Consider the following 13,093-nt stretch of genomic DNA (forward strand, 5'->3'; position numbering starts at 1 on the left):
CTGCGTACTCGACGCTTGTAGTGCCACTCTATCGTATTTTGCATGTATGAACACGACCGATATTGTTGGCTCCGCAGGCGTATTTCTATTGCTGGTGGCATTCTTTCTGAACCTGATGAAGAAACTGCCAACCGATAGCCGTCTGTATTCGCTCCTGAATGTCGTCGGTGGTGCACTGGCTTGCACCGCATCGATCATGTTGCATTACATTCCGTTCGTCGTGTTGGAGGTCGCATGGACCGTCGTTGCAATGGGCGGATTATTTCGACATGCCAAAAAATAACAAAGCCTCCGTATGTCGGAGGCTTTGCCTGTGTTAGAGATCCACGCTCTTCCACATCTCGCGGTACGATGACTCGCAGAGTGGTTTGAATTTTTCGTACCAGCTTTTCCATGCCGGGTCGCTCATACCTTTTGCCATCTCGGATTCGTACATCGCAAGATTCGGATATTGCGTCTCGAGCACCATGCGATACGCCTGCCCTGTCAGATCGACACTGACCGACATCGGCGTGCTGGTCGCTGCCTTCATAACCGGTGCGATCTCCTTCATTGTGGCAATCGCATCGCGCGCCATGCCGAATTTGAGCTGGAATACATCTCGGACAATGACCATACTACTGCCTCCTCTGGATGAATGTGAATGATCTGCAAAGATACAGTGAAATTTCCTCTGTTCCAAATCCTCGTGCAACCGCGGTATTATCAATATGTTACCGCATGCCAACATAGAATTAATATATGATGAGGCGACATCCCGGAGCCACAGAATGTTTTGAACGCGTGGATTCACTTACTTCATATTACCACTCCCTGCTGCGAACTTATCGCAACACGCTCGATGATGCGTTATCATCGGCGAACGAAGATGCCGTTCACGACCTTCGAGTAACAACGAAACGCCTTAACGCTATCTATCAACTGGTCTCGTTCGTTGATCCGCAATTCAAGGCACAGAAATCCTTCCGGCCGTTCAAAACAATCTTCGATTCGTTCGGTAGTGTCAGGGACCTCGATATCGCTGCAGCAGTCGTTCACCGTACAAAACGCCTCCCCGGGTCCACAACTGCACGACTGGAGCAGTACTTGGTATTACGCAGAGATAAAACGCTCGATTCACTTCGTTCAACGATCAGAAAGCAGAGGAAGCTCGGCGAACCGTCATCTTCCGTCGAAGATATCCTGTCGTCAATCGACGAGAAAGGACTCGGTAGGTTTTTACGGGGGATACAATCCGAAATTGGTGAACAGACAAGGCACGATGCATCGGTTCGCCGACTACATCGGGCACGGAGACTCTATAAAATATATTTGTATCTGAGTGAAGCGGCAGACATGCGTGGCGCCGCACATCCTCTGCGGTTGGAGCGAATTCAATCGACGCAACGCTCGCTCGGCAAATGGCACGACCTTGTAATCGTGATTGAGTGTCTTGAGGAACTGCGCAAGCATGTGCCGATCTCGAAATCGGATTTAACAACAGTGATCAACGAGATCAAAGCCAGGGAACGGAGAACTCGCAAACGAATTCTCAAAACAATCGCAACACAGAAGATCCGGAGCACGGTTTCATAACCAACGGTATACTCACTGCCGGTGTCCGCCCTCGACGTTGTAGCTCAGATTAAGACCTGCATTCCTATTGTCATTCTGAGCAGATTCGCTTCGATCAGGGTAAACTCCACGAAGAATCCCTTGATAAAACCCTGTGAGGCTCCGCCAAAGGGATTCTTCGCTTCGCTCAGAATGACAACTCCTTGCCGTTTCAAACTGAGCCACGATCAGTCCTCGACGGTAGAAACTATTGTATATCCACTATGTTCAAAGTAACATAGACGGTCAACGGAGGATAGTATGAGACCGAATGTACTGTACGGTGTGATTCTTATTTTTTGTGCTGGCATATTCTTGTCCTGTTCGAATAGCAACGGACCGGCAAGCGGTGGAAATGGAACGCTCGCACTCCATGTGCTCACGAACATCGGCGGCCCTGCGGTCGGCCCTTTGGCAGGCGCACCGATCCAGATCGAAACACTCTCGGGTACTGTCGCATCGACACTCGTGAGCGATTCGAGCGGTAATGCTACCACACAGCTTGCTAGCGGCGCGTATATCGTTCATCCGCTCGTCGTTCCGTCTCGACCGGATTTCTATCATCCCCCGACACCGACCCGAATCACGGTCACGACAAATGTGACCCTGTTTGATACTATCTACTACACCAACCCGATCGTTCGCCCTTCGGGGGGTCATGGTTCGACGTGGTGATATGGAACGGTGGGATACGCTGGCAGTCATTACGATCGGAATTGCGATGTTCGGGATGGTCAGTGTTGTCATCCGTTGGCTAAACCCACCGCTGAAGCCGCCCGAAGATGAATGGGATAAGTGGTCGAAGCTGTGAAGCGCATTTATACAGTGTAGTTGAGATTCAAATATCCATCCCCGTCGCCCAGAATTTATGAGCAGTGCGCTGCATACCCGTCTATTCTCCGTTTCCGTCTTTGTGTCTATCGTAGCGACGCTATTGTTTCCACACAACGTGCGCTCGCAATACCAGAACGAACCGACAATGCTTCGGACCTTCCAAGACACCCGCAATCTCCTACGCGAACCACTCGACGAAGCGAGCGACATCGACGGCGAAGCAACGCGCTTTCGCAGATGGGAATATCGCATGGTACCGCGACTTCTGCCCGGCGGATACTTCCCGAAACCATCGATCCTGCTCGACGAACTCGAACGTTACCAGCGTTCGCACGAGCGCTCGAATGCACTGCCGGCAATGCAGGGCGGCAACTGGCGTGTACTCGGACCGAGTTTGTTCGATGCACTCGATAACAATAACGGAGCCACCGGACGCGTGAGTGTCATACGCTTCGCTCCGAACGATACCAATACGATCTTCGTCGGTACGCCCGATGGCGGGGCGTGGCGTACTACCGACGGCGGAACAAACTGGAAGCCGCTCACCGATCGCATCCCGAATCTTGGTGTCTCGGACATTGCAATCGACCCGTCGAATCCCTCGAATATCTATCTTGCAACCGGCGATGCAAAAGATGCCGGCATGTACGGCAACCCGTATTCGTATGGCATTCTCAAAAGCAGCGATGGCGGTGCGAGCTGGGCAATGTCCGGCCTGAGCTGGGATGTGTCGGAGCGCGTCACCATCCCTCGCCTCGTTATCTCTGCGGCTGACCCGAAGATACTGCTCGCCGGAGTCTATGGCGGTACACATCGTGGGATTCAGCGATCCACGGACGGTGGCGCGACATGGTCGCAGCGTGACGGTGGTTCGATATACGATATCCAGTACAACCCAGCAGACCCATCGATCGTCTATGCCTCCGGCTATGGTAACTTCCGTCGCTCGACCGATGGAGGCAGCTCATGGACGACCGTCACCTCGATCCTGCCAACATATACCGGCAATAATGTGAGTCGAACTGCAATCGGCGTGACCCCTGCCGACCCAAACATCGTGTACGTGTTGTATGTCAGTCACACGAACAATCAAATCTACGGGCTCTATAAGTCAACCGATAAAGGCCTGACGTTCACACAGGTATTTCAAAATACGCCGACCGTCTTCGGCAACTACGGCGAGTATAATCTTGTCTTTAGCGTCTCGCCGAAGGATCCGAATCTCCTGATTCTCGGCGAACAATATCTTGCAAAATCAACTGATGGCGGTCTCACCTGGAAGCCGATCCATATTCTGATTCATGTCGACAATCACGCGCTGCAATTCACGCCCAGCGGCGCGAGGATGTTCAGCGGAAACGACGGTGGTATCTATCGTTCGTCCGACGGTGGGAAAAACTGGACGGACCTCAATACCGGTCTTGTGATTACACAGTTTTATCGAGTTGGCAATTACGACGCTCCGCCGAGTCTTCTCTATGCCGGTGCACAGGATAACGGGATCAGTCACGAACAATCAACGATATGGTCGCATGCGCTCACTGGCGCAGACGGCGCCGAATGCGTGGTCGATCCATCCAACCCCGATACGGTCTTCATGGAGTTTCAACAGGGATATCTCTACCGCTCGGATGATGGCGGACAAACGGCGAACTACATCGCTCCGGCCACGAACGGACATTGGATCACGCCGATCGTGATGCATCCGAACGATCCCGATCAAATCTACGCCGCCTACCAAAGTATCTGGCACACGAGTGATCGTGGCGAGACATGGGCCAAGACGTCCGCCCCCATCGTTTCCGGCGACAACATCAAGTCGCTTGCGATCGCGCCGTCCGATCCTCGTATTATGTATGCGGGCACGTACGTCCGGCTCTTCAAATCGACCGACGCGGGGACGACATGGAACGAGCTCACGTCGAACACGCCAACCAGCGATTCGATTGTGCTCACGAGTATCACCGTCAGCCGTACCGACGCGAATAAAATATGGCTGACGTATTCCGGGTTCATCGATGGTCAGCACATGTATAGCTCGACTGACGGGGGTGCGACATGGAAGAATATTACTGGCTCGCTCCCGAACGTCCCGGTCAATACCAGTGTCTATGATAACAATTCGCAGGATGGCATCTATATTGGCACGGATCTCGGCGTGTATTATCGCGATGCGACGATGAACGATTGGGAATCGTTTAACACCGAGTTGCCGAACGTTTCGATCTCCGAACTGGAAATCGATTATGCAAAAGGCCGCTTGCTCGCGGCAACATTCGGTCGTGGAATCTGGTGGTCACTCCTTCGAAACGAAGTCCCGCCTCTAGCACCGTCGTTGCGCCTACCGCCGAACGATACAGTTGGTACGGTGCTGCATCCGTTCTTTTCGTGGGACGGCTATAACGGGTTGCAGTATGGGATCGATGTTGCAACCGACTCGCAGTTTTCAACCATCGTCTTTCATCGCGACTCGTTCGCGAATCACTCGTTCGTCCTTCCACTTTCGCTCGCAACCGGCACGACCTATTACTGGCGCACACACAGTATGAACGCTTTCGGCCCCGGTGCCTGGAGCGACACGTGGCGCTTCACGACAATCGCAACCGACGACGTGCAGATGCACGATGGTGATGAGCAGATGAGCGTTATTCCAAATCCTGCATCACGTACGATTCGCTTCGAACGACCAGCGGGTTGGGACACACCGGCAGAAGTGGTCATCTCGAGTGTGCTCGGCGTCCCTGTGCTTCGGACAACGATCCGAGCGGAGCGTGCCGGCGAGAGATCGGATGGAGTCGATGTGTCCGGATTGTGCAACGGCACGTATCTGTATATGCTTCGTGTCGGCGAGTCCCTCTATCGTGGGTGCTTACAGATCGTGCGCTGATTCGGCAGGCTGCTTGGGCTCTGCCATGACCACTTCCTCGCGCTCGACGACCACCGCACCGGGCGCCGCACCTTTCGGCTTGCGCACATATTTGCGCTTCGTATATGAAACGGGCGCGACCTTCTGCGTCTTTGCTTCGGAATAGAATGCGGCGATCGATGCCGCCGCTTCGATGGCCGCGTACGGCACTTCCTTCCGGCCGGCGCACCGCAGCACCACATGCGAACCGGCGACGTGCCGTGCATGAAACCACAAATCTTCCTTTGCCGCGATCTTCATCGTCAGTTCGTCATTCTGCTTTGCATTTTTTCCTGCAAGCACTTCGAATCCCCCGGCAACACGGAAGCGGCGAAAACGGTCGAGCGTATCGCCGGAGCGCTCGGCGCTTTCGTCGCTGCGCTCAAGCAAAAACGCACGTTCGCGTAGTGAGGCCTCGAACGCATCGAGTGCACGCAACTCGCCGATACGTGCGAGTTCCGCACGGACCTCTGCGATCAGCGCCATATTGCGCTCAAGCTCCGCAAGCCGCCGCGCAAGCGCAGCTTTTGCCTGCTCGCTCTTTCTCGCTTTGTCGTAAAACTTCGCCGCATTCTCGTATGGCGTACATTTCGGGTCAAGCACAGCCGTCGATACGGCGTGTTCCCATTCGTAGCGTACCTCGGTGCTTCCCTTTGGCAGTTCGTGTGCGGCGATCGTGATGGCGTCGGCGATAGCACGGTACCGATCTGCGCGGGCACTCGTCTCGAGCCCGTGTCTGGCATCGCCCGTCGCCTTGCGCGTTCGCGATTCGAGCGTATCGAGCCGTGCGTTGATCGACTTCTTGCGATCTGTCAGTGTCTGCGTTCGCCGACGCGAACGAAGCACTTCCGCAACGGCGGCCGATGCATCCCGCTGTGTCCGTTCGAGCTTCCACTGGATGCTCTCGGCAAGCGAGTGCAGAACGATCGGCGACAGAAGATACTCTTCTGCGTTTCGATACAGTACAACGCCTGTTGAATCTCGCAGCAAACGATCGAAGTCTTCGGCAGCGCCGCGCATCTGTTCGATCGTCGCGTTTCGTGCGGAAGGATTACGCACAAAGAACTCCGTTTCGAGATGCTTCCCCAGCATCGGCAGCAATAACTTTATTGCGGAAGCCGCCGCCGGCGGTTTCCCAGCCTCACGCTGCTCGGGCTCTTTTTTAAACGCGGAGATGACCTTGCCGTCACTGACGAGCAGTGCGTTCGGCGAGTTATAAAATCGTAACTGCAGAGTGTATTGGTCAAACTCGAACGTCACGAGTTTGTCGTCGTGCGCGATGCGGACATCACGAACCGTGCGGCCGCGTATGACTTCGAAGAACGAGATCGAGTTTCTGCGCGGAGCCGATGCATTTGCAACTTCCTGGGCATAGAGTGTCGCATGCGCAGGGTTGAGGATGGCCGTCACAACGGTATCGTCATCCAAGACGAGCAGTAATTCCCCCGGCCGTACTGAGTACGCACCGCGCAACTGCACACCGATCAATCGGCGGAGCTCGGCGACGACACGATGTATGACATAGTAGTTTGACAGCATACGGCGCAGGCTCTAACGAAGTCTGCTGTCGATGCGGTTCGCGTGGCGACGACGATTCTTCCGGGAAGGATGTCTGAAAAAAAAATAGCAGCCCCACACAACTACTTCAGTGAGGCCGCCATCATTCTTTCCCTCTTTTGCATCAGAGGAGGACCAGCGTTGTGAGATAGAACTTACTCACGATCTTCGTACAATCCGATTCATGCAGGGCATTTACATGAGCCCTGCAAGAAATCCGACAGCCAGAAACGCTGCGAGGAATATGACAAATTTGAGTTCTCTCATGACCGTTAGTATTGAATTCACGAGCACGATCGCCCGCTTGCTATAATAATGCCTGAGCCCCCCGATAGTTACACCACGAAATGCAAATTTCACCGTGAGGGAATAAATTGTGCCTTTTCAAACCATAAAAAAAGGCAGCCATTGGCTGCCTTCACAATCGGTGTAACGACACGAAACAAATCACTGTCGGCGACGGCGTACTTCATCACGAATAACGCCAAGCGAACGACGCACCCACTCCATCGTCCCGTCGTCCGGACGATCGCCGCCCATGAAGCGGATCATTGCGGATTCGCTCGCCAGCACTTCATCGATGCTCACCGGCAACGCATCCGAACCTGCAATGCGGTCGGATGGCTTCGGGATATACAGCGATTCGAATGATACGCCAAGAGCATCGGCGATCTTGCGCAGCGTATTGCGTGTCACGCCCGACTCGTCGTTCTCGATGCGCGAGAGGTGAGCCTGCGTGATCCCGGTGGTTTCCGAGATAAACTTCTGTTTGATACCTTTTTCGTCGCGTACACGACGAATGCGTTGACCTTGAGTCTCCATGTGATACGTCGATATTCCCTACAAATATACGATACTAATGTCAAAAATGCAAATTATGGTTCAAATTATGGTAAAATTGCTGTTTTTGATAGAATTTCGGCATCTTTTGAATCGTATTCGATGACGTCTTGCGTGTCGGAACTGATCGGTACGGGTGTCGCTTGCAAATAGAATGGTGCGTGTTACTTTGATCGTCTTGCTCATCGTCGGCGTGTATTCCGACGTGCGCTCGCAGATACTCAACGGCGATTTCGAATCGTGGACAAACGGAAGACCCGATTATTGGACGCCGGTCGATACGATGGGGTCCTACATGCAAGGGATCGACACGTCGAATAACTCCGCATGTTTCAGCTACCATGCTGCGGGCTCTGGCACTGGTGCGTGGTACACAGATTTTCTTTCCAACGCGACTCGAACGGCGCAGTTCGGGAGTGTCATACCACCGGGATCGAAGGTATTGATGTTCCGCTACACGCATAACTGCGATCCGACGAGCGGATATATCTCTGCGACATATAAGCTTCATTTGCCATCGGGGAATACATACGCAAACAGTTCGTTGTTGCTTGCGGCCGGTGGATGGCAGACGATTCGATTTGCGATCCCACCGAACCCGAATCCACTTGCGAAGGCGTATGCCGAAATCAATTTCCGTTTCATCTTTGCGTCGTTATCGAAAACCGTATCGTACTCGTTCGATGCATCCATCGACGATGTCGGGTTCGACTCTGTTACCGATGCATCGACCCAAACTGCAAACACCGTTGATCTGCAAACACCCGGTATCTATCCAAATCCGGCAAGTTCAATCGTTACGATCAAACTCCCCTCACCTCTTGCACCGGCTGCAACCATATTCTTATCGGACGCCGCCGGGCGCATCTGCCGACGAAGCGATGAATTCCTGAGTGTCGACGACCGCACCCTTCTGCTTGACGTTTCGTCACTGCCAAACGGACTCTACTTCATCCATTCCACCGGAGCCTCGAATCTCTCCTCCGCCGTTTTGGTCAGCCATTGAGCACGGAATCCGGATTTTGTCACAATCTTACAACATTTTATTTGTCTGAATTATATTACGTTAGCTATTATACGATAAAAAAGTATAAAAAAAATACTATGGGCACCTTGACAAAGGCAGAAAAATTTCGTATATTTGCATCACGTTATTCAACACAGATTATCACTTATATATTTTATGCCTATGAAAACAACAACCGAACGATCCGCCGGCCATTGCCGGCTTCCGACGTCAGTACTCGGGCCACTACCGAATGAGGTCAGTGGGCTCTGATTGCGGGAACAGTTCAATACCGAAACGGACTTAACCCTGACAACCTTTTTTCGCTGCAACACTTACCCAACGCCACGACCATGAACGTCAAAGCTGAAAAGTACATCATTTCCGCCGAAGGAGTCGAGACTCCGGAGACCACCACACGTTGGGGGTTCGGTGCGGCAAGCGAAGAGATCCAGCGGTTTCTCAACAAGCAGGTCCCGCGCGTCAGGATCCGAATCGACGGTACTCCGAAGGAGGCGGTCTTTGCACAAGACAAAGACTGGAGACTCCTTGACATCAAACAGCGCCTAAAGACGCTGTCGAACCTCGACTAAGTAACACGTCATCACACGACCGAACAGGTCACCTGCGGCATGGGAAGTTTCCCCTGCTGTGCGGAGCATTCCCTGACGAATGCCGACCGAACTCGGCCTATTCATTTTCAACACACATAGACACTATGAACCAACATTCGTATCCTCATCGCTCGCTCGCCAAGCGGGCAACACGCGAGAAAGAACAACAAACGGATATGCGAGTGACCAACGGCGACCTTCATTTCGTCACCGACTTCGTTCGCGGATCCGCATTCTACATCGAAGATCTCGAGGAACGCATCGGCGAAGACCTCGATGACTTCTGGCAGTCGCGCGAACATGCGATGCGCATTCTGACCGACTGGATGATGCAGTCGATGACGCCAACAGCGGCCGTCACCGCAAAAGCAGCCTAAGCACACACAACGCCGGTCCTTCGAGAGGTGCGTGGGTCACATAACGACGATGCACACGACCGATACGCGTCACTCCGAACCACTCGAACAATCGAACACTATCCTCGCGAGGAGCGCCTTCCCGCGCGCCTCTCGAAGGACCGGCAATATTCTTCACTCGGCAACAATGCACCCGTTATCGATCGGACGATTCGCGCAACGCTATCTCGGACTGACCCGGTGGTCGGCGTTCGAGACATTGTTCTCGGCCGTCGAACGTGGCGAGCGAAAAATACTGATTCGAAGTTGCAACGGTGCTGGCAAGACCACGGCCATCGCGGTTATCACTAATTGGATGATGGCTTATCACCCGGAGTCGGTCGTACTGACAAGCGCAGCAACGCATATTCAACTTCGTAGAAATCTGTGGGGGGAGATCCGGCGCCAAGCTCGCGAGACGCATCTGTTTTCCGATCACAGTATCGGCGAACAACACTTGCATGTGAGCGACAAACACTTTGCGATCGGCATCTCCCCTGCCGTCCCGGAGAGTGCGCAGGGCTACCATGCCCCGAAAATCATGATCGCGGTCGACGAAGCAACCGCCCTCGACCGTGACATTATGGAAGCCCTGCTCGCCAACGGGACGGGCGAGGACTCACAAATTATCCTCGCCTATAACCCGCTCGGCACGGCAAGCTACCCGTACGAAGCCGAGCGCAATGGCGAGTGGTTCGTGGTGCACTTATCGGCCTTCGAACACCCGAACCTCACCATCGGCCACGAAACGGTCAAAGGCGCCGTCACGCTGCATTGGGTGCGCCAAAGCCTCGCACAATGGAGCTATCCGGTCGAACCGCACACCGAAGGTTCGCTGGAATTCGAGGGGACATGGTATCGCAAGACGCGCGAGATCGCCACGCGTGTCTTGGGCGAATGGCCTGATGACGACGGTGAAGGATTCTTCGCAATGTATCTGCTCGAACGCTCGGTCGCTTCGACTGCCGAAGGCGGGCAACGTGCGATGGGTGTCGACGTCGCGCACGGCGGCGAGGATGCGACTGTCTTCGCCTTCTTCGATGGCAATATACAACAGGACTTCCAAACGATGCGCACCCGAGACATCGTTGCCATTGCCGAAGCGATTCGCACGCACTACAACGCAGGATGCACGACGATCGCGATCGACGATACCGGTATCGGCGGAGGTGTCACCGATATTCTGCGCTCGTATGGGATCCCGGTGCATGCCGTGAACTTCGCAGCGGCGGCAAAAGGCTTTCAGGAGAAACCGTTTGCCAACGCACGAGCGGAAATGTACTTCATCCTCGAACACGAAGTACGCAACGCTACGATCAAGTTGCTCGACGACGAGGCACTCCTGCAAGAACTCAGCGCACTGCGACTCGACCAGAGCGAATTGACCACGCGATACCGCTTCGAACCGAAAGAAGATCTGCGCAGACGCCTCGGCCGAAGCCCCGACCGAGCCGACGCAACGGCGCTTGCGCGCTACGGGATCTGGTGCGCTCAGTATACGCCGGTAGGTCCACGATTATTATAGCGCTTCATTTATCATCGATATCCACGAAGATTCGTAGTTTTGCGATACCATTCTTCCACGCTATGAAACGATCGCTCTCTATCACCCTTGTCGCACTGCTGGCGGCGACCTGTGCATACTCGCAACCACAGGACAGCCAGAGTGTCAGGAATATCGCTGCGTTTTGCAAATGTTGGGGATTCCTCAAGTACTATCATCCTGCCGTGGCGGACGGGAAGGTGCTCTGGGACGAGCAGTTCGTCAAAACCTACGATCGCATCCGCTCGGCACGAACACGCAAGGAGTGCAACGACGTACTGATATCGCTCTACAAGAGCGCGGAGAGTGCGCGAGACGTGTGGGCGGATCAGCCTTCTGTCGAAGAATTCGATTCCTCGGCAGTAGTATCGAAACCGGACTTGAGCTGGATATTCGATACGACATTATTCACGCCAGAGGTAACCACCCTCATGCGAAACGTAAAAGAGGCGTTTCGACCGCTTGCAAACCGGTACGTGACAGCCTATCGCGGCGCGATGAACCCGGACGTATCGATCGACGATAAGTATTTCGGGCCGAGCGAACCGTTATACCCGACAGAGGCGATCCGGATCCTTGCGCTCGCACGGTATTGGAACATCATTCAGTACTACGATCCCAATCGCGCATTGATCGGCAGACCGTGGGATTCCGTCTTGTTCGATTACATCCCCCGGTTCTCCCAAGCGCAGGATTCGATCCAATATTTGTACACGGTACTACAGCTTCGCGGAGAATTGCACGATAGTCATGCCTTTGTTCGCAGCCCGATCGATAAGTATGTATTCGGCGATGGGTATTTGCCGATCCGACTGATGTACTTGAACTCGCAGACGGTGATCGTGGGCTCCTTCGGTAGCAGCATGGCACGGTTCGACTCGTCGTTGGCGTCGCTCGGACTCCATCGGGGCGATCTGTTGATGAAAATTGGCGGGGTCAACGTCGCAGAACTGCGAGAACGATTGCGGCATTATGTCGGCGGTTCGAACGAGGCCGCAATCGAACGAGATATCAACAACTATCTGCTCCGTGGCAAAGTTGGCGACAGCATTCGGCTGACAATCGACAATGGCGAAAAGGAATTTGAAGTTACCGCACACTACCAGACCGAACTGAGAGCCTCTGACGTTCGAACGAACCTCCTGAGCAACGAATGGTCGATCCTGCAAGGGAATATCGGCTACGTCGATATGGGACAGCTCGAGCGGCGGAACGTACGCACGATGATGAAGTCGCTCATGAGCCTGCCCGCGATCATCTTCGATGTACGAAATTATCCGAGAGGTACGATGTACGACATTATGGCCTATCTAAGTAAACGTGTGCCCTTTGCGTTCTTCACACGACCGGTCGTCTCGCACCCGGGGTATCTCGTCAGCACAGCAAAACAGATGATGGTGTGTGGCGACGATCGCGGTGATAAATACAAGGGGAAGATCATCATCCTGGCGAACGAACTGACGCAGAGCCATGCCGAATTCACGATCATGTCGCTGCAAACGAGGCTCGATGCCATCACGATCGGCAGCCAGACTGCGGGTGCAGACGGGAATATCTCAGAAATCCGACTCCCGGGAAACATCACGACATTCTTTACCGGTCTCGGAGTTTTCTACTCCGGCGGCCTGCCGACGCAACAGATCGGCATTAAGATCAACATCCCCGTCGTCCCGACGATTGCGGGAATACGCGAGGGCCGCGACGAGGTACTCGAACGTGCGGTTCGCTACGCGCTAAGCGGGAAATAGCACTACTCGGTATTTGTATCGTGATCGAATAGCACCCCTCTACGGGGTGGATGGAATT

12 protein-coding genes are annotated in these 13,093 nt (G+C 54.0%); 9 read left to right on the top strand and 3 right to left on the bottom strand.

Annotation, left to right across the window (positions count from 1 at the left end; all coding sequences use genetic code 11):
• Positions 1 to 46 precede the first annotated feature (46 nt).
• Positions 47 to 283: a hypothetical protein gene (locus JSS75_09290; GenBank protein MBS1903885.1), complete on the top strand. Its 237-nt coding sequence runs from the start codon at positions 47 to 49 to the stop codon at positions 281 to 283.
• Positions 284 to 316: 33 nt separating this feature from the next.
• On the opposite strand, the gene JSS75_09295 is transcribed toward JSS75_09290, so the two are convergent.
• Positions 317 to 616, bottom strand: coding sequence for an NIPSNAP family protein (locus tag JSS75_09295; protein ID MBS1903886.1), 300 nt, complete (start codon positions 614 to 616; stop codon positions 317 to 319).
• A 167-nt stretch (positions 617 to 783) separates the two neighbouring features.
• Here JSS75_09295 and JSS75_09300 point away from each other — a divergent pair, with 167 nt between their 5' ends.
• The 3 genes from JSS75_09300 (at position 784) to JSS75_09310 (ending at position 5,314) form a co-directional block, all read left to right on the top strand.
• A complete protein-coding gene (locus JSS75_09300; protein ID MBS1903887.1) occupies positions 784 to 1,575 on the top strand; it encodes a CHAD domain-containing protein in 792 nt (263 codons plus the stop codon).
• Positions 1,576 to 1,854: 279 nt separating this feature from the next.
• Positions 1,855 to 2,268 (top strand): hypothetical protein, encoded by a 414-nt coding sequence (locus tag JSS75_09305; protein MBS1903888.1) that lies wholly within the window; start codon positions 1,855 to 1,857, stop codon positions 2,266 to 2,268.
• A 304-nt stretch (positions 2,269 to 2,572) separates the two neighbouring features.
• Positions 2,573 to 5,314, top strand: a complete 2,742-nt coding sequence (locus JSS75_09310; GenBank protein ID MBS1903889.1) for a hypothetical protein — start codon at positions 2,573 to 2,575, stop codon at positions 5,312 to 5,314.
• On the opposite strand, the gene JSS75_09315 is transcribed toward JSS75_09310, so the two are convergent.
• Positions 5,297 to 6,871, bottom strand: a complete 1,575-nt coding sequence (locus JSS75_09315; protein ID MBS1903890.1) for a DUF814 domain-containing protein — start codon at positions 6,869 to 6,871, stop codon at positions 5,297 to 5,299. The genes JSS75_09310 and JSS75_09315 overlap by 18 nt on opposite strands.
• 465 nt (positions 6,872 to 7,336) lie before the next feature.
• Positions 7,337 to 7,711: a helix-turn-helix transcriptional regulator gene (locus JSS75_09320; protein ID MBS1903891.1), complete on the bottom strand. Its 375-nt coding sequence runs from the start codon at positions 7,709 to 7,711 to the stop codon at positions 7,337 to 7,339.
• Between the two features lie 172 nt (positions 7,712 to 7,883).
• On the opposite strand from JSS75_09320, the gene JSS75_09325 reads away from it, so the two are divergent.
• The 5 genes from JSS75_09325 to JSS75_09345 all read left to right on the top strand — a co-directional run bounded on the left by JSS75_09325 (position 7,884) and on the right by JSS75_09345 (position 13,035).
• Positions 7,884 to 8,735, top strand: a complete 852-nt coding sequence (locus tag JSS75_09325) for a T9SS type A sorting domain-containing protein (protein ID MBS1903892.1) — start codon at positions 7,884 to 7,886, stop codon at positions 8,733 to 8,735.
• Positions 8,736 to 9,088: 353 nt separating this feature from the next.
• On the top strand, positions 9,089 to 9,328 hold the full coding sequence (locus JSS75_09330) for a hypothetical protein (protein ID MBS1903893.1): 240 nt from the start codon (positions 9,089 to 9,091) through the stop codon (positions 9,326 to 9,328).
• A gap of 125 nt (positions 9,329 to 9,453) precedes the next feature.
• Complete coding sequence (locus tag JSS75_09335; protein MBS1903894.1) at positions 9,454 to 9,726, top strand: hypothetical protein; 273 nt, start codon at positions 9,454 to 9,456, stop codon at positions 9,724 to 9,726.
• Between the two features lie 49 nt (positions 9,727 to 9,775).
• Positions 9,776 to 11,269, top strand: coding sequence for a hypothetical protein (locus tag JSS75_09340; protein ID MBS1903895.1), 1,494 nt, complete (start codon positions 9,776 to 9,778; stop codon positions 11,267 to 11,269).
• 62 nt (positions 11,270 to 11,331) lie between these two features.
• Positions 11,332 to 13,035, top strand: a complete 1,704-nt coding sequence (locus tag JSS75_09345) for a hypothetical protein (protein ID MBS1903896.1) — start codon at positions 11,332 to 11,334, stop codon at positions 13,033 to 13,035.
• Positions 13,036 to 13,093 lie beyond the last annotated feature (58 nt).

The organism is Bacteroidota bacterium (assembly GCA_018266755.1).
Lineage (GTDB): Bacteria > Bacteroidota > Ignavibacteria > Palsa-1295 > Palsa-1295 > JAFDZW01.